Genomic DNA, 22,070 nt, shown 5'->3' with positions numbered 1-22,070 from the left:
AACGTTTCTCTTATGTCTGCCAGATGCGGGGTGAACAGGCGGCTTTGGTGGTTAAAAGGGGGCGAAGCGACTGCCAGATCTCGCGCATCGCCCGCTGGCAAATCAGGTTATCGTGGGAGAGAAAGCGCACCGACAGCAGGCCATCGGTGAGCGTTGCCCCCGCATAATTTTCCAGCGGGGCGAGCCGTTCGCGCACCGCGTCGAGATGATCTTCCCGGGCAGGATAAAACAGCAGGGTGCCGATCCACGGATGCCCGGCGACGGGCGTAAGATCGCCATCGCTGAGGTGCTGGCGTTCAATCAGGCGCGGTTCATCATCCACCCACACCTCAAGGCGGCTTTCCAGCGTGCCGTGGCTGAAGGTTTCGTTAATCACCGGGCGGCCCAGGCAGTAAAGCTCCCAGGCCAGCAGCGTGCTGGAGGCCTTAAGATGAAAGACGGAGCGCAGCATCGCGTTTGCACCGGGAAAGATAATGGTGTCCTGCGGCAGCCACTCCAGCGTGGCGTTTTCCTCAAGGTAAAAGTGCTGGTTCAGACGCGCCTGCGGGCCGCTGCTGCGATAGAACTTGCTGGCGCCGGGCATGGTGATAAGCGCGTGGCTTTTGGCGTCCAGCCGAACGGAAATGTCCAGCGTATCGCCGCCCACAATCCCGCCGGGCGGGTGCAGCAGGTAAAGGTGGCAGGTTTCCTCTTCGGGATAAAACGGACGCTGAACGGTAAGCGGCCCGACGTGGTGGGCGGAGTGCAGGAGGGTTTTCTCAGGGGTATGACGAAACTGCAGGGCAAGCGATGCCTGCCAGCCTTTGTACGTATTATCAGTGACCTGAGTTGCTAACATGCTGCATCCATTTCACACCATCGGGATACGTTTCAGTATGCCCTGGCGGAAATGAAGGCTGTCATATGAGTCGCTTATGGATAAAAAACGGCTGATGTGATTTTCGCCCGGCGGCGCTACGCTTGCACGGGCCTACAGGGTAATGCGCAGTGTAGGCCGGGTAAGCGCAGCGCCACCCGGCAGGAAAGGCTAGCGATAATCCTCCGCATCCACATCATACCCGGACGGCTCCCAGCGGATCGCCAGCAGCGACGCCAGGCCGATAAACGGCGCCAGCGCAATCACCCAGAACACGGCGGTATCCAGCGAGGCGACCAGCAGCGGGAACAGGAACAGCGACAGCGTCGAGCTGCTGCGCATCAGCGTCTGGTTGAGGCCCACGCCCACGCCGCGCAGCGAGGTCGGGTAGCTCAATGAAGCAAACGTCATGGTATGCGCGCCCGGCCCGAAGCCCTGACCGAACAGGAACAGCGCCAGCATCGCCACGGCGACTACGCCCTCCGCCGCGCCTTCCGGTCGGCCAATCAGCGCCAGCCCGAGCAGCGCCACAAGCTGGCAGGCATAGCCCGCGAGCGACATCCGCCACGCGCCGAAGCGCGGCACGTAGCGTACCGCCAGCAGTCCGCCGACGAAGGCAAACAGCAGGTTAAGCACCAGCGAGATCAGAATGGTGGTGAGCATCGACTGCACGAAGAAGCTGGAGATAATCACCGGCAGGCCAAAGGCCACGGCGTTGTAGGCGAACGAGGAGACGACGGACAGCAGCGTGGCGAGCGTGGTGCGCCGCAGATAGATGCCCCGGAACAGGTTGAGGTAGTTCGACCATTTGGCCTTGTTAACCACCGGCGCGGGCTGGGCAAGCGCATCCTGCGGCACGTGGGCGTTGATATTGTACGACTGGCGAAGGATGGATGCGGCCTCTTTCAGGTTGCCCTGATTGGCCGCCCAGACCGGGGATTCGCTCATATAGCGGCTGCGAATGGCGATGATCGCCAGCGCGGGCACCGCGCCAAAGCCGAGGATGATGCGCCAGAGCCAGTCGCTGTGGCTTTCAGGCAGCACGGCGTAGAAGAAGAGAACCAGTAAGTAGGAAATACTGATGGCCGCATACCAGGTTGGGCACCACATCGCGACGCTGGAGGCCTTATTCCCCGGGCCTTTCAGTTTGGCGAACTCGCTCAGAAAGGCCATCGCCACGGGAAGATCGATCCCCACGCCGAGCCCCATGACAAAGCGCGCGCCTGCCAGCACATATTCGTTCGGGGCCAGCGCACAGGCGATAGCGGCGACGACAAAGAACACCATGTCGGCCATAAACACGCGGTAGCGCCCGATTTTATCCGTAAGATAGCCGCCGAGCAGCGCCCCGACGATGGCACCAAAGGTAATGGCCGACGCCACCATCCCTGTGCCAGCAGGGGTTAAATTGAATTCGCGGGTAATGTCCTTGATGCCAAACGCCAGCGCGCCGAGATCGTAGGCGTCGAGAAAAATACCGCCCAGCGCGATACCCACCACGATACGGGCGTTGGCCCGGCCCTGAGAACCGTCGTTAACCAGACGTGAAACGTCCGATGCGCTGCGCACCCACCTGATGTCGCCATCCGGGGTGCTTCCTGCCGTTGAAAGGGGAGTTGTATCTGTGATTTCTGCCATTTTTCTTTTTATGTGGTTGTGTTGTGTCTCTAACAGTTACCACAGGCAGAAGGTGACCAAAATCACATTTGGTTATAAGGCATAACGAACGGTTTATTTAGCGTCTTTCTTCTTACGCTTGAGCTTCGTCCAGATCTTCGTTTCCTGACGTCGCCACAGGCGCTGAATATTGTCGTGATGGCGCAGCAGGATCAGGCAGGAGAGCATCGACACCGGGAAGGTGAACTGGGGTTTGAACCACCAGACGTAGAACGGGGCAATCAGCGCGCTGACGATAGCGCCCAGCGACGAGTAGCCGCTCAACAGAATGGTGAGCAGCCAGGTGCCGGCCATTACGCCGGTGAGATCCCAGCCGATAGGCGCAATCGCACCAAAGGCCGTTGCGACGCCTTTGCCACCTTTGAAACCGAAGAACACGGGCCAGATATGGCCGACGCAGGCGGCGATGGCGATAAGGCCAAGCCAGAACGGCGTGACGCCCAGCGCGTAAGCGCCCCAGACGGGAAGCATTCCTTTCAGAACATCAAAAATCAAAACCGCTACGGCTGCTCCCTTGCCGCCAATTCGTAGTACATTGGTCGCCCCGGGATTCCCGGACCCGCTTTCGCGCGGATCGGGCAACCCGGCGATGCGGCAGACCAGAATGGCGCTGGAGATTGAGCCGCAAAGGTAGGCGAGGATAATCATTCCAGGCGCGATTGCACTCATAACGCTGTTCCGTTTTGAAAATGTATCTGTATTCTCAGCATCTGTGGATAATACGCATAATTCGCCGGAAGTGGTATCCGGTTTAGCCAAAAAGCAGGCAGGTCGTGATGGATATTGTATTTATAGAGCAACTTTCGGTAATCACCACTATTGGTGTTTACGACTGGGAACAGACCATCGAGCAGAAGCTGGTGTTCGATATCGAAATGGGCTGGGATAACCGCGCGTCGGCAAAAAGCGACGATGTTAACGACTGTCTGAGCTATGCCGACATTAGCGAAGCGGTCGTGGGGCACGTGGAAGGGCAGCGTTTTGCGCTGGTGGAACGCGTGGCGGAAGAGGTGGCGGAGCTGCTGCTGAGCAAGTTCAACTCGCCGTGGGTGCGCATCAAGTTAAGCAAGCCGGGTGCCGTTGCGCGCGCCGCCAACGTAGGCGTGATTATCGAGCGTGGCACAAATCTGAAATCAAAGGTTTAACGTCATCATCGTTAAACCATTTTCGTTTATATAGGTCTTAAAGCTGTATCTTTCACGGTAGCCGATGTGGCGACCGTTTTTTTATATCTTTTTAGGGGTTTATAGATGAGCGATATGCACTCGCTGCTGGTGGCGGCAATACTGGGTGTGGTCGAGGGATTGACGGAATTTTTGCCGGTTTCCAGTACGGGCCATATGATTATCGTTGGCCATCTGCTGGGCTTTGAAGGCGATACCGCAAAGACGTTCGAGGTTGTGATTCAGCTGGGTTCTATCCTGGCGGTTGTCGTGATGTTCTGGCGTCGTCTGTTTGGTCTGATCGGCATCCACTTTGGCCGCTTACCGCAGCGTGAAGGCGAAGGCACTGGCCGCCTGACGCTTATCCATATTCTGCTTGGCATGGTTCCGGCGGTGGTGCTGGGCCTGGTCTTCCACGATACCATCAAGTCGCTTTTCAACCCGATTAACGTCATGTACGCGCTGGTGGTCGGCGGCTTCCTGCTGATCGCAGCCGAAGTGCTGAAGCCAAAAGTGCCGCGTGCGGAAGGCCTGGACGATATGACCTACCGCCAGGCGTTTATCATCGGCTGCTTCCAGTGTCTGGCGCTGTGGCCGGGCTTCTCGCGCTCAGGTGCAACGATTTCTGGCGGGATGCTGATGGGCGTGAGCCGCTATGCGGCGTCTGAGTTTTCCTTCCTGCTGGCGGTGCCGATGATGATGGGCGCTACCGTACTCGACGTTTATAAGAGCTACCACTTCCTGACAGCTGGCGACATTCCGATGTTCGCCGTGGGCTTTGTCACCGCCTTTATCGTGGCGCTGGTCGCCATCAAAACCTTCCTGCAGCTGATCAAGCGTATCTCGTTTATTCCGTTTGCGATCTACCGCTTTATCGTCGCCGCTGCGGTGTACGTGGTCTTCTTCTGACGACCGGCTGCCCTCAGTCTTTTGGCTGAGGGCAGCGCTGTTCCTTCCACGCCGCGACGGCCTCAGTTCGCCGTTTCGTCATCTCTTCGCGAATCTCAGGCCCTTTAAATCCTGCCTCAACGACGTCCTTCGTTGGCACCGCTTTTGCCACCTCCCAGGCTTCGCGCAGCAAACGCCCCTGCGGGTAATCGCAGGCCTCAAACCCGGTGCGTCCGCGTACGTCAGCCTCGCTCGTTAAGGCGATTTGCTCCACGCGCTGCGGCTTGCGCCAGGCGTCGATGTTGTCAAACAGCTTAACGATGGTTGCCGGTTTCAGGATCGGGAAGGTATGGATCAGGTCATGGAATTCCGCCACCAGTTTTGCCAGGTCGCGGATCTCATTTGGCACGCGCAGGCGCTGGCAAATTCCCTCGACCAGCTTCACGCCCGCCGGACCGTGCCCGTGGTGGCGCGGCCAAAACTCCTTCGGCGTTAATCCTTTGCCGAGATCGTGGCACAGGGTGGAAAAACGCACGTCCACGTCCGGGCTAAGCATGGCGGCCATGCTCAGCGTCATCAGGGTATGTACGCCGGTATCAATTTCCGGGTGCCACTTCGCTGGCGCCGGTACGCCAAACAGGTTATCCACTTCCGGGAAGAGCACTTTCAGCGCCCCGCAGTCGCGCAGCACCTGGAAAAAGACCTGCGGGTTGCGGGTGGTGAGGGCGTTTTCCGTCTCTTTCCAGACGCGCTCGGGCGTGAGGTGTTCCAGCTCGCCCGCCTCGGTCATCGCCGCCATCAGCGCCAGGGTTTCATCGGCAATGCGGAAGCTCAGATGGGCATAGCGGGCAGCGAAACGCGCCACGCGCAGCACGCGAAGAGGATCTTCAGAAAACGCAGGGGAGACGTGACGCAATATGCGGTTACGCAGATCGTCCTGACCGCCGTAGGCGTCGATGATATGGCCGTCTGCATCCTGCGCCAGCGCGTTGATCGTGAGGTCGCGGCGCAGCAGATCCTGCTCCAGCGTGACGTCAGGAGCGGCATAGCAGGTAAAGCCGGTATAGCCTGAGCCCGATTTACGTTCGGTACGCGCCAGGGCGTACTCCTCACGGCTTTTCGGATGCAGAAAAACAGGAAAGTCGCGGCCTACCTGCTGGTAGCCCGCGTCGAGCATCTCTTCTGGCGTGGCGCCAACCACAACCCAGTCTTTATCTTTGACCGGCAGTCCTAACAACGCATCACGTACCGCACCACCGACCAGATAACTCTTCACGCACTACACTCCCGTTTTCTGTTTTCCCAGATGATACGTAAGTGTGGCAGAGAAGACGAGTTAGTTCATCCAGCGGTCTTTGCGTTTACGGCTTGGGATGAGCATTGGCAGCACGAGACCCAGCACCAGGCCTACGCCCAGCACGCCGCCGCCATACATAAACCACTGCATGATGATGGTGCGCTGCTTGTCATCAAGCTGAAGATTGGCGGCGCTGACTTTTTTCTGCGCGACAATCAGCTCGTTTTTCAGCTTCTGGTTCTCTTCCTTCAGGCCGTTAATCACGCTGTCGCTCTGCGCCACTTTTTGCTGCATTTCAGCCGTGCGCTGGTTCCAGGTGTTATCGATATTGGTCAGCTTGTCGGTGAGGGTTTTCACCTGGTTTTCCAGATCCGGCACGCGGGTGCGCAGGCTAGGCACGTTGCTCAGCTCTTTCAGCGGTATCCAGGAGGTACGGCCCGTACTGTCGCGAACCTGTCCATAGTTGGTGTCGGCATTGGTTTGTAACAGCACCACTTCCTCGCCGGCATTCACCGTACCCACGAGGCGATAATTGTCTCCGGGGCCACTGCGTACCCAGGTGTTGAGTTCATCAGAAACGTAACGCTTCTCTTCAGCGTGGACCGCGGTTGCGGCGCTAAAAGCGAGTAAAGTAAGTCCAATCAGGCGTAATTTAAGCATATCAGTCGTTATTTTCATAAATAGTGGAACGATAGTAGTGGTATCAGTGTCGCTACGCAAAGGATTCATCATCAATCGGAATCATCTGTGTCGTGCTTTTCACCACTTCAAACTTTTACGCCCGTCAAATTGCTCATTGCGTGGTAATTTGGCGCAAAATACTATGTACTGACAAACAAATGGCGAGGAAGTTCGCCTTCATCGACGCGTCTGTGACGCACGCAAAAGTACAAGGCTATGGCACAAGAAATCGAATTAAAGTTTATCGTCGAAAAAGACAGCGTTGACGCGCTCCGTCAGCACCTGAATACGCTTTCCGGCGAACACCATGAACCGGTACAGCTGCTTAATATCTATTACGAAACGCAGGAAAACTGGCTCCGTCGTCACGATATGGGCCTGCGCATTCGCGGCGCAAACGGCGCATATGAGATGACGATGAAAATCGCCGGTCGCGTGGTGGGCGGTTTGCATCAGCGTCCGGAATACAATATCGACATCAGCAAGCCAGAACTTGAGCTGGATCGCTTTCCTGCGGACGTTTGGCCTGAAGGAAAGCTGCCGGAAACCCTATCCGCTGAGGTACGGCCGCTGTTCAGCACCGACTTCTGGCGTGAGAAATGGCTGGTGACGGAAGGCAAAAGCCGTATCGAAATCGCGCTGGATCTGGGCGAGGTGAAGGCCGGTGAATTCCAGGAACCGATTTGCGAACTCGAGCTTGAGCTGCTCGAAGGTGATACGAGCGATGTACTGAAGCTGGCGCGCAAGCTGGTGAACCAGTCCGGACTGCGTCAGGGTAGCCTCAGCAAAGCGGCGCGCGGCTATCATCTGGCAGCCGGAAATTCCCCGCGCGTGGTAAAAGAGACGACCGTCCTGCGTGTTGCTCCGAAAGCCAGCGTGGAGCAAGGTATGGAAGCGGCGCTGGAGCTGGCGCTTTCGCAGTGGCAGTACCACGAAGAGCTGTGGGCGCGGAATGTGAAAAACGCGAAAACGCACGTGCTGGCAGCGATGGGCCTGGTGCGTCATACCCTGGCGCTGTTCGGCGGCATCGTGCCTCGTAAAGCGAGCGCTCACTTACGTGATCTGCTGACGCAAACCGAAACGCTGATGCTCTCCGACGTATCCGCGCAAACGGCGATCTACAGCCCGCAAACCGCCACGGCAAAACTGGCGCTGACCGAGTTTCTGGTGACGCGCGGCTGGCGCGCTTTCCTTGATGCGAAGGCCGAGGCTAAAATCGCCGAAAACTTCAAACGCTTTGCGGATATCCATCTTTCACGCCATGCCGCCGAGCTGAAAACGACCTTTGCCTACCCGCTGGGCGACCAGTATGGCGATCAGCTTCCGCGTCTTTCGCGCAATATCGACAGCATGTTGCTGCTGTCTGGCGCCTATGAAGCCAAGGCGCAGCCCTGGCTGGAAAACTGGCAGGGTCTGAAACATGCTATCGAAACCCGCCAGCACATTGAGATTGAGCATTACCGTAACGAGGCTATTTCGCAGGAGCCGTTCTGGCTGCACAGCGGAAAACGTTAACTCTGGCAAGGAACCCCTACAATGCCGCTTTCTTCGCAGTTAGAGCAGCACTGGCAGACCGTTTGCGAACGTCTGCCCGAGTCATTACCGGCATCATCGTTAAGCGAGCAGGCCAGAAGCGTGCTCACCTTCAGTGATTTTGTGCAGGAAAGTATTACTGCCAACCCTGACTGGCTGGCGGAGCTTGAGGGGTCGCCACCGCAGGCAGAAGAGTGGCGGCAGTATGCGGGCTGGCTGCAGGCCGACCTTGAGGGCGTGGCGGATGAGGCGACGCTGATGCGCGTCCTGCGCCAGTTCCGCCGTCGGGTAATGGTCCGTATTGCCTGGGCCCAGTCGCTGGAGCTGGTCAGCGAAGAGAGCACGCTGCAGCAGCTAAGCGAGCTGGCGCAGACGCTGATTGTCGCCGCGCGCGACTGGCTCTACGCCGCCTGCTGCAAAGAGTGGGGCACGCCGTGCAGCGAGGAAGGGGTTCCACAGCCGCTGTTGATCCTGGGAATGGGCAAGCTCGGCGGCTGCGAGCTGAACTTCTCCTCCGATATCGACCTGATTTTTGCCTGGCCGGAGAACGGCTCCACGCGCGGCGGCCGTCGCGAGCTGGACAACGCCCAGTTCTTTACCCGCCTCGGTCAGCGCCTGATTAAAGCCCTGGATCAGCCCACGCAGGACGGTTTTGTCTACCGCGTGGACATGCGTCTGCGTCCGTTTGGCGACAGCGGCCCGCTGGTGCTGAGCTTTGCGGCGCTGGAAGATTACTACCAGGAGCAGGGGCGCGACTGGGAACGTTACGCGATGGTCAAAGCACGGATTATGGGCGACAGCGACGACGCCTACGCCAACGAGCTGCGCGCCATGCTGCGCCCGTTCGTCTTCCGTCGCTATATCGACTTCAGCGTGATCCAGTCTCTGCGTAACATGAAGGGGATGATCGCCCGCGAGGTGCGCCGTCGTGGCCTTAAGGACAACATTAAGCTCGGCGCGGGCGGCATCCGCGAAATTGAATTTATCGTTCAGGTCTTTCAGCTTATTCGCGGCGGACGCGAGCCGTCCCTGCAGTCCCGCTCGCTGTTGCCAACGCTGAGCGCCATCGAACAGCTGCACCTGCTGCCGGAGGGCGACTCGACCACGCTGCGCGATGCCTACCTGTTCCTGCGCCGCCTGGAAAACCTGCTGCAGAGTATCAACGACGAGCAAACCCAGACCCTGCCGGGCGACGATCTGAACCGGGCGCGTCTTGCCTGGGGAATGCACGCAGAAGACTGGGCGGCGTTAACCGTACAGCTCGATGCCCACATGGCGGGCGTGCGGCGCATTTTTAACGACCTGATTGGCGACGATGAAGGCGAATCGCAGGACGACGCGCTCTCTGAACACTGGCGCGAGCTGTGGCAGGATGCGCTTCAGGAAGACGATACCACGCCGGTGCTGACGCATCTGAGTGACGACGCGCGCCATCGCGTGGTGGCGCTGATCGCGGACTTCCGGCTTGAACTTAACAAGCGCGCCATCGGCCCGCGCGGTCGGCAGGTGCTGGATCACCTGATGCCGCACCTGCTGAGCGAGGTCTGCTCCCGCGACGATGCGCCGGTGCCGCTGTCGCGCATGATGCCGCTGCTGAGCGGGATTATCACGCGTACCACGTATCTGGAGCTTCTGAGCGAGTTTCCGGGGGCGCTCAAGCACCTGATTTCCCTCTGCGCCGCCTCGCCGATGGTGGCGAACAAGCTGGCGCGTTATCCGCTCCTGCTGGACGAACTCCTCGACCCGAATACGCTGTATCAGCCGACGGCGACGGATGCCTACCGCGACGAGCTGCGCCAGTACCTGCTGCGCGTGCCCGAAGAAGACGAAGAGCAACAGCTGGAGGCGCTGCGCCAGTTCAAGCAGGCGCAGATGCTGCGCGTGGCGGCGGCGGATATCGCCGGAACGCTGCCGGTGATGAAAGTGAGCGATCACTTAACCTGGCTGGCAGAAGCGATCATCGATGCGGTTGTGCATCAGGCGTGGGTGCAGATGGTGGCGCGCTACGGCCAGCCGAAGCATCTCGCCGAACGAGAAGGTCGCGGCTTTGCGGTGGTCGGCTACGGCAAGCTCGGCGGCTGGGAGCTGGGCTACAGCTCCGATCTGGATTTAATCTTCCTGCACGATTGCCCGGTTGACGTGATGACCGACGGCGAGCGCGAAATCGACGGGCGTCAGTTCTACCTGCGCCTGGCGCAGCGCATTATGCACCTGTTCAGCACCCGCACCTCCTCCGGCATTTTGTATGAAGTGGATGCGCGCCTGCGCCCGTCCGGCGCGGCGGGCATGCTCGTCACCTCCACGGAATCGTTCGCGGAATACCAGAAGAGCGAGGCCTGGACGTGGGAGCATCAGGCGCTGGTGCGCGCCCGCGTGGTGTATGGCGATCCGCAGCTTAAAACGCAGTTTGACGTCATCCGTAAGGACGTCATGACGACCGCGCGCGAGGGCAGCACCCTGCAAACCGAAGTGCGCGAAATGCGCGAGAAAATGCGCGCGCATTTGGGCAATAAGCATCGCGATCGCTTTGATATTAAAGCCGATGAGGGCGGTATCACCGATATTGAGTTCATCACCCAGTATCTGGTGCTGCTGCACGCGCACGATAAGCCGAAGCTGACGCGCTGGTCGGATAACGTGCGCATCCTGGAACTGCTGGCGCAAAACGACATCATGGACGAGCAGGAGGCGCAGGCCTTAACCCGCGCCTACACCACGCTGCGCGACGAGCTGCATCATCTGGCCTTACAGGAACAGCCGGGCCACGTGGCGCTGGACTGTTTTGCTCATGAACGCGCACAGGTAACGGCGAGCTGGCAGAAGTGGCTGGTGGAACCGTGCGTAACAAATCAAGTGTGATATTATCGCGCGCAAATTGTGAATCTTTCTGGAGTCAGGAATGAAAGTAACACTGCCAGAGTTTGAACGTGCTGGGGTAATGGTTGTTGGGGATGTGATGCTGGACCGCTACTGGTACGGGCCGACCAGCCGCATCTCCCCGGAAGCACCGGTGCCGGTGGTTAAGGTCGACACCATTGAAGAGCGTCCCGGCGGCGCGGCAAACGTGGCGATGAACATCGCTTCTCTGGGCGCGCATTCGCGTCTGGTGGGCCTGACCGGTATCGACGATGCGGCGCGCGCGCTGAGCAAGTCGCTGGCGGACGTGAACGTGAAGTGCGACTTCGTTTCTGTTCCGACCCACCCAACGATTACCAAACTGCGCGTGCTGTCGCGCAACCAGCAGCTGATCCGCCTCGACTTTGAAGAAGGTTTCGAAGGCGTTGATCCTGAGCCGCTGCACGAGCGCATCAGCCAGGCGCTGGGCAATATCGGCGCGCTGGTGCTGTCCGACTACGCCAAAGGCGCGCTGGCAAGCGTACAGACGATGATCCAGCTGGCGCGCAAGGCCAGCGTGCCGGTACTGATCGACCCGAAAGGGACCGATTTTGAGCGCTATCGCGGCGCAACCCTGCTGACGCCAAACCTCTCTGAGTTTGAAGCGGTGGCGGGCAAGTGCAAAACCGAGCAAGAGCTGGTTGAGCGCGGCATGAAGATCATCGCTGATTTCGAGCTGTCTGCGCTGCTGGTGACCCGCTCCGAGCAGGGGATGACGCTGCTGCAGCCGGGCAAAGCGCCGCTGCATATGCCAACGCAGGCGCAGGAAGTCTACGATGTGACCGGTGCCGGTGATACGGTGATCGGCGTGCTGGCGGCGACGCTGGCGGCTGGGAATTCGCTGGAAGAAGCGTGCTACTTCGCTAACGCCGCGGCGGGCGTTGTCGTCGGTAAGCTCGGTACGTCAACCGTGTCGCCAATCGAGCTGGAAAACGCGGTGCGCGGGCGTGCCGATACCGGTTTTGGCGTGATGAGCGAAGAAGAGCTGAAGGTGGCCGTTGCCGCCGCGCGCAAGCGCGGTGAGAAAGTGGTAATGACCAACGGCGTGTTCGACATTCTGCACGCGGGCCACGTCTCTTATCTGGCGAACGCGCGCAAGCTGGGCGATCGCCTGATTGTGGCGGTCAACAGCGATGCGTCGACGAAGCGCCTGAAGGGTGAAACGCGTCCGGTGAACCCGCTCGAGCAGCGTATGATTGTACTCGGCGCGCTGGAGGCGGTGGACTGGGTGGTGTCGTTTGAAGAAGACACGCCGCAGCGCCTGATTGCCGGCATTCTGCCGGACCTGCTGGTGAAAGGCGGGGATTACAAGCCGGAGCAAATCGCGGGCAGCGAAGAGGTCTGGGCCAACGGCGGTGAAGTGATGGTGCTCAACTTTGAGGACGGGTGTTCAACCACCAACATCATCAAGAAGATCCAGAAAGACAGTCAGTAAAAAACGGGCCAGTTGGCCCGTTTTTTTATGTCGGGTGGCGGCTGCGCCTTACCCGACCTACGCGTTCATGTAGGCCCGGTAAGGCGTAGCCGCCACCGGGCACATCAGGCCGCACTTACTCCTGGTCGTCCACAGGTGGAATAGCCGGTGCAGGCTTCACTTCTTCCGGCGCATTGCGGTTTTCCAGCTCGCTCAGACGCTGTTCCAGCAGCGCCAGCTTTTCGCGGGTGCGCAGCAGAACCTGGGTCTGCACGTCAAACTCTTCGCGGCTGACTAAATCAAGGCGAACCAACTGCGCCTGCAGGGTCTGGCGGATTTTCTTTTCAACGTCATCACCAAACTCACGAATGCCCTTCGGCATGGACTCATGAACCTGACGCGCGATCTGCTCAATTTTCTTTGGGTCAATCATTGTCGTTTCCCTTGATGAAAAGGTGTTAGTGCCTATTGTAGCGCGTCATGCCGCGGGTTAAACAAAATTGTTTGAAGCTTATGCATTGCCCAGGGTAATCAATAGCGTTATAGTTATCTCGCTTATTCTCAGGGCGGGGCGAAATTCCCCACCGGCGGTAAATCAGCTTAACGCTGAAAGCCCGCGAGCGCTTTGGGTGAATTCTCAAAGGTCAGCAGATCCGGTGTAATTCCGGGGCCGACGGTTAGAGTCCGGATGGGAGAGAGTAACGATCCAGTCGGGCTTGGGCCCGCTCACGTTATCTTTTTGCCGCTTATACGGCGCTCCTAAGACTGCCCTGATTCTGGTAACCATAATGTTAATGAGGTTTTTTTACCATGAATCAGACGCTACTTTCCTCTTTTGGCACTTCAACTGAACGTGTTGAACATGCACTTGATGCGCTGCGCGAAGGCCGCGGCGTGATGGTGCTCGACGATGAAAACCGTGAAAACGAAGGCGACATGATTTTCGCCGCCGAAAACATGACCGTTGAGCAGATGGCGCTGACCATCCGTCACGGCAGCGGCATCGTATGCCTGTGTATTAATGAAGACCGTCGTAAACAGCTCGATCTGCCGATGATGGTTGAGAACAACACCAGCGCCTTTGGTACCGGCTTTACCGTGACCATCGAAGCGGCGCACGGCGTGACCACCGGCGTGTCTGCGGCTGATCGTCTGACTACCGTGCGTGCAGCCATTGCTGACGGCGCGAAGCCATCCGATCTGCATCGTCCTGGCCACGTTTTCCCACTGCGTGCGCAGGCGGGCGGCGTGCTGACCCGCGGTGGCCACACCGAAGCGACCATCGATCTGGTTACGCTGGCAGGCTTCAAACCTGCGGGCGTGCTTTGTGAACTGACCAACGATGATGGCACCATGGCGCGCGCGCCGGAGTGCGTCACCTTTGCCCGTCTGCACAACATGCCGGTCGTGACGATTGAAGATCTGGTGGAATACCGCCAGGCGCACGAGCGCAAAGCCAGCTGAAAGTGCTGATGTAAAAAAGCCGGGGAAACCCGGCTTTTTTGTTTCTAGTGGTAGTTAATTTTAAACAGCACGACCGTTTCGAACGGGCCTGACTGGATGGCTTTTCCCTCCACGGGCGATAGCTCAGCCGTGTACGTCTGATCGTATTGCAGCGTACTGCCCGTGAAATCAGCATACTCTTCATAATGGTTGAAGGTATAAGGCTCTGTACCATTGAGGATCCGCAGCTTCAGCCCATTGCCGATCAATAATGCCGTATCGTCAGCACTCAGTGATTCTGTGGTGTAGAACGATGAATCCATTTTAAATCCATCCGAACATTGCGCATCCTGCACTTTGGTTGTTCTCACCGAGAACGTGCGGGTACGCTTCTGCTGATTCACAATATCCCGGGCGCTAAAGGTACCAAAATCAATCTCCTGGTTTTCGGGGTATATGCTGAACGTTGCCCCGCAGTCCAGCACGGTAATGTTTTGCAGGCCGTTAATATGGTATTTGAGGTTTTTCGCGTCGGCCATTTGGTTAACCCCGCCCTTGCCATCGAACTGCACAACGATGTAATCGCCGAGCGAGCTGACATAGCCATGGGGGGGAATTGCCTTAATTTTTACAAACAGGCGCAATCGGGCCACAAATACCCGTGAGGTATGGATATCATCCGGGTTGCCGGAGCAGATGAGGTTTTCCCACCCCATTTGCCGGATCTGAGCGGGGGTATAGATCAGGATGTTATCGTTATCCAGACACTGGTGTGTATCAACGCCGTTGGGCTGGCCTGTTGCATCGTAATCCATCCCCTCGTAGGTCACACCAAGTTCGTAATAAGGATCTGAGGCAGCAGGGTAAGGGTTTACCCAGGCATAGACATCCTCCGGTTCAAAATCACCGACAACGTTGTGGTTGCAGGTCACCGGAATTTTGATGTCATCCGACTCCCAAATTTTTTGACCCACCTGCGCGTTACTGGGGATAGCAAAAGGCGTGATGGTTTTGGTCTCTTCAACGGGACCGCCAGAGCCACCCAGATAGCAGTCGAGCGCCAGCGCCTCTTTTAAAGGCAGTACAGAAACCAGCAGAATAAGAAGTACCTTAGTGAGCTTTCGCATCTTTATCGATCTTCCGTTCGGTAAGCGTGCATTGAGCCGTTCCGGCGCACTGCGCGTCGACTTTTTTCAGCGCACCGTAATCGTCGATATAACCGATGCTGTAATAGCTACCGTGATAATCACCGGTAGAGGTCGTTGCCGTCGCGAAAGGCGCAATCATCAGGCTGTCGAAGCCCGGCAGCATGGTTTTCGCATTCTTACTGAGCCACGCCAGGGTGATGTAATAGGGCGTAGGGTTGTGTACGGACAGCCCTTTCGCATTGGCTGAAACCTCCATGCGCATTTCCGCCAGCTCGCCAGGCTTTTTGGTAATGGATTTCGGACGCCAGAACAGCTTGATGCGGCTCTGCATCGCCACCTGCATGACGCTGCGTTCATCGCTGGCGCTGGTGCTTTTGGGGGGCACTTCGCGCAGGTTGAAATAAAAGAGCGATTCCCTGTCTTTCGGCAACTGGCTGGTGGCCGCTTGCTTAACTATCCTGACCTGAGACGCTGATCCGGCTTCAATGCGCTGAATAGGCGGAAGCGCCATAAAGTGCGTGTCATCTTTGCGCCCGTTTTCATCTTCAATCCATGAAAGGGCCAGATAAGGCTGTGCCTTACTTTGATTATCAACTTTCAGGCTGCTGGCCTTATCGCTTTCTGGAAAAACAATCCGCGTGCGGTCCAGGTTAACGGCTGCGTGAGTAGTGAATGCGGCACCGATTAACAACAGGCACAGATTCTTCAGTGGGGTGAGTTTCATCATGGTTTCTTACTGACATGGCAGTATCAACTGCATACTGTTTTCAAGGTGTGAAGGTAGCGTGAAGCGACACTGCTGATTGTCACCCCACGTCACGCGATAGTGTTGTTCTGGCTCTACGGCACCCAGCCAGACGTGGCCATCGTCGGCCACCATCCCAATTTGCCGATCGTTTTCCTGCAGGCGAACAACCGCACCGAGCGGTGGTGTGCCTGTTGGAGTGCGTAAAACGCCCGAAATATCCTTGCCCGCGCGGGTGGCAATCTGACGGTATCCGATAGCCCCCTCCGTCCATGTTGAGGTGACGACGCGGTTGTCCACGTCCACGCCATCAGGCAGGTTATTCATATTGACCTGCACGCTGGCGGGGGAGTAGCTGGAAAAAGAGGGTAAAACGCCAATGCCAAAACGGTTGGTTTCATCCCGGGCCATATTTAAGGGAATGTTGCCCACGCCGTCGGTGCTGACCATCACGCGCGGTTCGTTACCGTAGCTCCGGCGGTGCAGGGCGGCGCCTTTCGCCGTTGAGGTGAACGAGCCGTTCCAGCTGGCGCTGAGAGAGTTGTATTCGTCGGCCTTATAACTTCCGGAGAGATTCAGATCGCCAAAGGTAGAATAGTGTTGGTAATTACCGCTGAACTGCGCGCCGGAGTCCGGTTTCTCACTTTCAGTACCCGCCGAAACGCCCCAGGTGTTGTTGCGATCGGATGTGTCATACCACGACACTTTCTGCGTCACCGTGTCGCTGTTGTGCAGGTCGTAGTTGAGACGATGGTCGGGGTCCAGAGGCACGCTCAATGAGACATAGAACTGCGTATCATCGTCCTCATCTTCGTAATGCGTCTTGCTCCAGGACAGGGTTACGCCCAGGTTTTTCCAGCGGCCAATATCAAAGTTGTAGCCAGCCGTCACGCTGCCCGTGGTGGAAGGCGAATCATTCCACCAGGTCTGACGCAGCATATTCACATACAGGTTTAGCGATAGCGCCGAAATATACTGGCTGGCCGTGACGCTCAACGTCTGTTTTTCAGACTGTCGATCGTTGTTGTCATAATCCAGGAAACGGGCATAGCTCAGGAACTGCGGATCGGAATAGCGGTAGCTGGCGAGCGTAAGCTGGCTGCCCGTGGTATCGAAACGTTTGCTGTAGTTAAAGCGGTAGCTGTAGCCCGTCTGGCTATTCTGATGCGGCAACTGGCTGGTGGCCTGGGTAACGTCAAACGAGAGCGCCCCCAGATATTCCATGTTCTGCCCGATCCCGGCGGCGAAGGACCGGTAATGGTCTCCGTCGGCAAGAGTCCCACCGTAGAGGGAGGTTTGCGACAGCATGCCCCATGAGAATTCCCCGCTCATGAACGCGTTGTCTTCAACATCATGGGAGGCGTCTTTGCGCGCCTTCCCCGTTGCGAGTTTATAGCGTACCTGTCCCTTGCGCGTTAAGAAAGGCACCGATTCCGCCGACACCTGGAAGGTGCTCACGCGCCCGTCTTCTTCTGTGACTTTGACGTCCAGCGTGCCCTGTACCGACTGATTTAGATCCTGAATAACAAACGGCCCTGGCGGGACTTTGCTTTGATAAATAACGCGATCGGCGAGGCTGACGGTGACCGTGGCGTTGGTTTGCGCGATGCCGGTAATTTGTGGCGCGTAGCCGCGCAGCGACCAGGGCAACATACGCTCATCGCTGATCAGGGAGGCGCCAGTATAGGTAAAGGCATCAAAAATAGCGGACTGGAAATCCGTTTCGCCCAGCGTAAGTTTTGCACCCAGAGAGGGGAGTGGGCGGAACATATAGACGCGCGAAAAGCGTCCGTCGTTTTGTGAGCCTGCGTCAGTATGGGTTTGCGTGTACTGGTAATCGCTGCGCAGCCGCCATGCGCCCACATTCGCACCGGCGGTGCCGTAGGTGTTGGCGTTATCCGTGCTGCTGCCGTTATTCGGCTGGTAATGGCTGGCAAAAAGATTGTAATCCAGCAGGACGCCGGGCACGCCGTTGTCCCAGGTTGAGGGCGGCATCCAGTCGGCAGCACGGTACTGTAACCAGGCCTGAGGTACGGTGACCTTCAGCGTCTGGCTGGATTGCTCGAAGTTAAACTTTATATCCGGTCTGGATGCAAAATCGACGCACCCGTCTTTTTCAGGCAATGCGCTACGGATGTTGTCCTGCAGAGCAAAGGTATCGGCCAGCTCGGGTGGAATACAGACCTGGACGCTATTTTTTATCTGTCGCCAACGAAGCTGCCAACCATTTGCCAGCGGAATATCATTAATTGAGACGGTAACAAAATAGTTGCCTGGCGTAACGGAGATTTGATCTTTAAACAGTGATAAATCGACGCTACCACGCTGATCTTTATCTATTGCGTTAATGTTAAATTCAGTAGAGGAAGCAATTTTCGTCATTAACAGGGACGTAATGATAATTATCCATTGTAATTTATATGTCATCGTCCTGTTACTCAAAAAAAGATATAGAATGCCGGCTGGCATTTAATGTCAGCCGGTTTATACCGTGAAGTGAGGTAATTATTTGTACATCAGAACATAGTTTGCGGTTGCTTCAACCTGACCCGCGGTTGCCGTTTTACCGGTCGCAACTTCCATTAACGCTTTGAAGTGCAGAGTCTGAGTGGTTGAACCTGCCAGCAGTGCAATTTCATTAGCCGCACCCAGCGTGATGTTAGCTTCTGCGTTATCCAGCAGACGAACGCCAACGTTCTGAGCACCGCTTGCATAGGTGTTGCTCATCAGGCTGGTGTCAGTTGCGTCAGTTGCCGCACTGGTGAAGGTCACATCGACTTTGGTAATTGGCGTATCTGTTTCGTCAGCCGGATCGTCAAGCTGGCAGTTCTCCAGGTTGATATCTACCGCGACAGGCGTAGACTTTTTGTTGGCATTGATGACTGCAGTAGTCACTTCACCCAGATCCACTTCTTTATCAACGCTGTCTGGTGCAATACTGCAAGGAGCATCAATAACAACACCTTTGAATTTGATTTTGCCTGAACCCTGGTCGTCAGCAAAAGCAGAACCCGATACGATGGCTGCCATCGCAACCGCTAACAGTACTTTTTTACCCATATACATGAAAATATCCTTTTTCAAATGAATTCATAATCTGAATATTAATTTTCAGAATACGGGAAAAGTATACGGTTTGGCGGGGTGGGATGCGATTAATGTGGCTTAAACTTATTTTAAGTTTCTATTAAATTATAACTTTTAATTATTGTAAGCGTTTGATATTTGCTATCCAGCGCGCAGGGTTACCCTCAGGAATGGGCGATTGTATAGTGGATAATAATATAAAATAAATTACTTTACTTTTTTCTAAGAGATATCAACTGCGGTAATCAATATCGATAACATTAAATGAACGAGATGGGTGCCTCCGTGTAAAACGGAGGCGACAATCTTTTAACCTATCCCGGCAGTTTGCAGCAACACCAGGCTTAATCCCATCACCGACATCCCGCACAGTACGCCGTAGCTCGGGTTATTGTTTGGATCGATCTCTTTCGCCAGCGGCATGAGTTCATCCACCGAGAGGGCAACCATAATTCCGGCTACCGCCGCCATAATGGCTGCCATCACGACCGGAGAGACCAGGCTGCCAAGGATCAGCCACGCCAGCACACCACCGAGAATTTCGGCTATCCCGGATAGGCCCGCCCAGAAGACTGCGGTACGTTTTGAACCTGTCGCAGCATAGACCGGCCCGGCAACGGCCAGTCCTTCAGGAATATTGTGTAACGCCACCGCCAGGGCGATTCCAAGGCCCATCTCCAGGTTGCTGCTGGCCGTTACGTAGGTGGCCACGCCTTCGGGGAAGTTATGCAAACTGATACCCAGCGTCAGCAGGATTGCCGTGCGCTTGATATTACGCGGCATGGGGGTAACGCTCTTATGCATTAAATCCTGCGGATGGGCATGGGGCAACATGCGGTCGAGCGCAAAGTAGCCCAGCAGGCCCAATACAAACATGCCGTAGCCCAGAATGGGCGACATGCCCTCGGTGCCCAGCGCGGCAGGGAGCATCTCCATCAGTGAGATAAGCAGCATAATGCCTGCAGCAAAGCCCAGTGAGAAGGCCAGCACGCGGTTAGACGGCTTTTGCCCCAGCACGCCGAGCAGCGCGCCGATAAAGGTGGCCGCTCCCGCGAGTATTGTCAGAATCAAGGGGACTGACATTTATCTCTCCTTACGCTGTTCCTGATATTCAAAATTCCTGAAGATGATCTTCACGCTTATCTGCGTTCATCCTGACCAGATTGCGCGTACTGTAGAACCATCAAATTGACACCTTCTGTAAGGATATCATCATGTCTTCATCTCGTATGCCAGCGCTGTTTTTAGGCCACGGTAGCCCAATGAACGTTCTGGAAGATAACGTCTATACCCGCGCATGGCGTCATCTGGGCGAGACGTTGCCGCGTCCGAAGGCGATCGTGGTGGTGTCCGCGCACTGGTTTACCCGTGGAACGGGCGTGACGGCTATGGAAGCACCAAAAACGATTCATGATTTTGGCGGCTTCCCGCAGGCGCTGTATGACACGCACTATCCGGCACCGGGCTCGCCCGAGCTTGCACAGCAGCTGGTGGATCTGCTGGCGCCTGTCCCCGTTACGCTGGATAAAGAAGCCTGGGGATTTGATCACGGCTCGTGGGGCGTGCTGATCAAGATGTACCCGGATGCCGATATCCCGATGGTGCAGTTGAGTATCGACAGCACCAAGCCGGCAGCCTGGCACATGGAGATGGGGCGTAAGCTGGCGGCGCTGCGCGATGAAGGCATCATGCTGATTGCCAGCGGTAACGTGGTGCATAACCTGCGTACGGCGCGCTGGCACGGTGAGAACACGCCGTACCCGTGGGCAACATCCTTTAACGACTACGTTAAAGATAATCTAACCTGGCAGGGGCCGAGCGAGCAGCATCCGCTGGTGAACTATCTTGATCATGAAGGCGGTTCGCTCTCTAACCCAACGCCGGAACACTTCCTGCCGCTGCTGTATGTCCTGGGCGCATGGGATGGCCGGGAGCAGATCACTATTCCTGTCGACGGAATTGAGATGGGCAGCTTGAGTATGTTGTCGGTGCAGGTGGGGTGAAAACATGCCCGGTGACGCTACGCTGACCGGGCCTACAAAACCGTAGGCCGGGTCAGGCGAAGCCGCCACCCGGCAGATCTTACTCTAAGAAAATATGCGGATAGAACCGTGACAGATCCTGGGTGATCAGCGCGCGATCTTCGCGAATGCCAATCCCGGCAGGCTGGTCGTTGATGAGCCAGCTGCCAATCAGCGTATAGCTGTCGCCAAACTTCGGCAGTTGATAGAACGCCTGGACGATCATCCCTTCCTCGCCATAAGGCCCTTCAACCGCCTCCAGCGTTTTACCGTTTTCGATAATCGAGACGTTTGCCCCTTCGCGAGAGAAGATCGGCTTAACGACGTATTTCTCCATCGGCGGGAAATCATCTTCAGCAAAGTAAGCAGGCAGCAGGTTCGGATGGTTCGGGAACATCTCCCACAGCATCGGCAGCAGGGCTTTATTGGAGATAATGCTCTTCCAGGCCGGCTCCAGCCAGCGCACGCCCGCATCTTCCAGCTTGGTGGAGAACATCTCGCGCAGCATGTATTCCCACGGGTAGAGCTTGAACAGGTTGCTGATCACCTGGTCCTGGGTGTCGGTAAACTGACCTTTCTCGCCCAGGCCAATGTCCTCGATGTAGAGGAACTCTGTCGCCACTTCCGCTTCGGCCGCGCAGTCCTGCAGATACTGCACCGTTCCACGGTCTTCTCCCGTGTCGCGGCAGCAGGCAAGGTGCAGCAGGTTGAAACCGTGCTGTTCACGCAGTTCGGCGAAACGCTCAATCAGCTTTTCCTGCAGGCTGTTGAACTGGTCGCTGCCTTGCGGCAGGTTTCCGGCATTGGCCTGGTCTTCCAGCCAGATCCACTGGAAGAACGCGGCTTCGTACAGGGACGTTGGCGTATCGGCGTTATTTTCCAGAAGCTTAGGTTCACCCACGCCGTCCCATGCCAGATCGAGACGCGAATAGAGCGACGGCTGGCTGGTTTTCCACGACTGGCGCACAAAGCTCCAGGTATGCTTAGGGATGCGGAATTTGGTCATCAGCGCATCGCTGTCGATAACCTTCTCGACGACCTTCAGGCACATCTGATGCAGCTCAGCGGTAACCTCTTCCAGTTTTTCAACCTGGGCAAGGGTGAGCTTGTAGTAAGCATCTTCACACCAGTACGGCTCGCCGTACATGGTGTGGAAGTTAAAACCGTATTCGGTGGCTTTTTCGCGCCAGTCCGGGCGCTCAACAATACTGACTCGTTCCAT

The 22,070-nt window shown here is 56.8% G+C and carries 19 protein-coding genes and 1 riboswitch; of the genes, 7 read left to right on the top strand and 12 right to left on the bottom strand.

The window, feature by feature from the left end:
* Window positions 1-10 precede the first annotated feature (10 nt).
* The 3 genes from VPX56_RS19525 to plsY form a co-directional block, all read right to left on the bottom strand.
* Window positions 11-838, bottom strand: coding sequence for an urease accessory protein UreD (locus VPX56_RS19525; protein ID WP_326468429.1), 828 nt, complete (start codon window positions 836-838; stop codon window positions 11-13).
* A 189-nt stretch (window positions 839-1,027) separates the two neighbouring features.
* On the bottom strand, window positions 1,028-2,494 hold the full coding sequence (locus VPX56_RS19520) for an MFS transporter (RefSeq protein ID WP_131633472.1): 1,467 nt from the start codon (window positions 2,492-2,494) through the stop codon (window positions 1,028-1,030).
* A 93-nt stretch (window positions 2,495-2,587) separates the two neighbouring features.
* A complete protein-coding gene (gene plsY, locus VPX56_RS19515) occupies window positions 2,588-3,202 on the bottom strand; it encodes a glycerol-3-phosphate 1-O-acyltransferase PlsY (protein ID WP_010435699.1) in 615 nt (204 codons plus the stop codon).
* A 107-nt stretch (window positions 3,203-3,309) separates the two neighbouring features.
* Here plsY and folB point away from each other — a divergent pair, with 107 nt between their 5' ends.
* The gene (gene folB, locus VPX56_RS19510) at window positions 3,310-3,678 is read left to right on the top strand and encodes a bifunctional dihydroneopterin aldolase/7,8-dihydroneopterin epimerase (RefSeq protein WP_131633473.1); all 369 of its coding nucleotides are present in this window, start codon (window positions 3,310-3,312) and stop codon (window positions 3,676-3,678) included.
* Window positions 3,679-3,783: 105 nt separating this feature from the next.
* On the top strand, window positions 3,784-4,605 hold the full coding sequence (gene bacA, locus VPX56_RS19505) for an undecaprenyl-diphosphate phosphatase (protein ID WP_119936945.1): 822 nt from the start codon (window positions 3,784-3,786) through the stop codon (window positions 4,603-4,605).
* Between the two features lie 13 nt (window positions 4,606-4,618).
* Here the strand turns inward: bacA and VPX56_RS19500 are convergent, their stop codons facing one another.
* Together VPX56_RS19500 and VPX56_RS19495 are read right to left on the bottom strand one after the other, a co-directional pair.
* The gene (locus VPX56_RS19500) at window positions 4,619-5,860 is read right to left on the bottom strand and encodes a multifunctional CCA addition/repair protein (RefSeq protein WP_131633475.1); all 1,242 of its coding nucleotides are present in this window, start codon (window positions 5,858-5,860) and stop codon (window positions 4,619-4,621) included.
* 60 nt (window positions 5,861-5,920) lie between these two features.
* Complete coding sequence (locus VPX56_RS19495) at window positions 5,921-6,541, bottom strand: TIGR04211 family SH3 domain-containing protein (RefSeq protein ID WP_131633476.1); 621 nt, start codon at window positions 6,539-6,541, stop codon at window positions 5,921-5,923.
* A gap of 237 nt (window positions 6,542-6,778) precedes the next feature.
* On the opposite strand from VPX56_RS19495, the gene VPX56_RS19490 reads away from it, so the two are divergent.
* The 3 genes from VPX56_RS19490 to hldE are packed head-to-tail and all read left to right on the top strand — an operon-like array spanning window position 6,779 to window position 12,425.
* Window positions 6,779-8,077 (top strand): CYTH domain-containing protein, encoded by a 1,299-nt coding sequence (locus VPX56_RS19490; protein ID WP_326468424.1) that lies wholly within the window; start codon window positions 6,779-6,781, stop codon window positions 8,075-8,077.
* 21 nt (window positions 8,078-8,098) lie between these two features.
* Complete coding sequence (gene glnE / locus VPX56_RS19485; protein ID WP_326468422.1) at window positions 8,099-10,954, top strand: bifunctional [glutamate--ammonia ligase]-adenylyl-L-tyrosine phosphorylase/[glutamate--ammonia-ligase] adenylyltransferase; 2,856 nt, start codon at window positions 8,099-8,101, stop codon at window positions 10,952-10,954.
* Window positions 10,955-10,994: 40 nt separating this feature from the next.
* Complete coding sequence (gene hldE / locus VPX56_RS19480) at window positions 10,995-12,425, top strand: bifunctional D-glycero-beta-D-manno-heptose-7-phosphate kinase/D-glycero-beta-D-manno-heptose 1-phosphate adenylyltransferase HldE (protein WP_326468420.1); 1,431 nt, start codon at window positions 10,995-10,997, stop codon at window positions 12,423-12,425.
* A 115-nt stretch (window positions 12,426-12,540) separates the two neighbouring features.
* Here hldE and ubiK read toward each other — a convergent pair whose 3' ends face one another.
* Entirely contained in the window at window positions 12,541-12,837 is a 297-nt protein-coding gene (gene ubiK, locus VPX56_RS19475; RefSeq protein WP_028014454.1) for a ubiquinone biosynthesis accessory factor UbiK, read from the bottom strand.
* A gap of 120 nt (window positions 12,838-12,957) precedes the next feature.
* A riboswitch (FMN riboswitch) is annotated at window positions 12,958-13,108 on the top strand.
* Between the two features lie 106 nt (window positions 13,109-13,214).
* On the opposite strand from ubiK, the gene ribB reads away from it, so the two are divergent.
* Entirely contained in the window at window positions 13,215-13,868 is a 654-nt protein-coding gene (gene ribB / locus VPX56_RS19470; RefSeq protein WP_131633480.1) for a 3,4-dihydroxy-2-butanone-4-phosphate synthase, read from the top strand.
* 44 nt (window positions 13,869-13,912) lie between these two features.
* Here the strand turns inward: ribB and VPX56_RS19465 are convergent, their stop codons facing one another.
* The 5 genes from VPX56_RS19465 to zupT all read right to left on the bottom strand — a co-directional run bounded on the left by VPX56_RS19465 (window position 13,913) and on the right by zupT (window position 19,910).
* Window positions 13,913-14,974 (bottom strand): type 1 fimbrial protein, encoded by a 1,062-nt coding sequence (locus VPX56_RS19465; RefSeq protein WP_263611222.1) that lies wholly within the window; start codon window positions 14,972-14,974, stop codon window positions 13,913-13,915.
* On the bottom strand, window positions 14,958-15,719 hold the full coding sequence (locus VPX56_RS19460) for a fimbrial biogenesis chaperone (protein ID WP_263611261.1): 762 nt from the start codon (window positions 15,717-15,719) through the stop codon (window positions 14,958-14,960). The genes VPX56_RS19465 and VPX56_RS19460 overlap by 17 nt, the downstream gene beginning before the upstream one ends.
* Window positions 15,720-15,728: 9 nt before the next feature.
* A complete protein-coding gene (locus tag VPX56_RS19455; RefSeq protein ID WP_326468414.1) occupies window positions 15,729-18,167 on the bottom strand; it encodes a fimbria/pilus outer membrane usher protein in 2,439 nt (812 codons plus the stop codon).
* Window positions 18,168-18,245: 78 nt separating this feature from the next.
* Complete coding sequence (locus tag VPX56_RS19450) at window positions 18,246-18,806, bottom strand: fimbrial protein (RefSeq protein WP_131633483.1); 561 nt, start codon at window positions 18,804-18,806, stop codon at window positions 18,246-18,248.
* A 330-nt stretch (window positions 18,807-19,136) separates the two neighbouring features.
* Complete coding sequence (gene zupT / locus VPX56_RS19445) at window positions 19,137-19,910, bottom strand: zinc transporter ZupT (protein ID WP_326468411.1); 774 nt, start codon at window positions 19,908-19,910, stop codon at window positions 19,137-19,139.
* A 131-nt stretch (window positions 19,911-20,041) separates the two neighbouring features.
* On the opposite strand from zupT, the gene ygiD reads away from it, so the two are divergent.
* Window positions 20,042-20,830 carry a 4,5-DOPA-extradiol-dioxygenase gene (gene ygiD, locus VPX56_RS19440; protein ID WP_326468409.1) on the top strand — a complete coding sequence of 263 codons (789 nt, stop codon included), beginning with the start codon at window positions 20,042-20,044 and terminating at the stop codon, window positions 20,828-20,830.
* Window positions 20,831-20,909: 79 nt separating this feature from the next.
* Here ygiD and VPX56_RS19435 read toward each other — a convergent pair whose 3' ends face one another.
* Window positions 20,910-22,070: a glutathionylspermidine synthase family protein gene (locus VPX56_RS19435; RefSeq protein WP_326468407.1), complete on the bottom strand. Its 1,161-nt coding sequence runs from the start codon at window positions 22,068-22,070 to the stop codon at window positions 20,910-20,912.

The organism is Enterobacter wuhouensis, assembly GCF_035835995.1.
Classification (GTDB): Bacteria; Pseudomonadota; Gammaproteobacteria; order Enterobacterales; family Enterobacteriaceae; genus Enterobacter; species Enterobacter wuhouensis.
The sequence above is the reverse complement of the archived record's forward strand: the minus strand, read 5'-3'. Positions and strand labels throughout refer to the sequence as shown.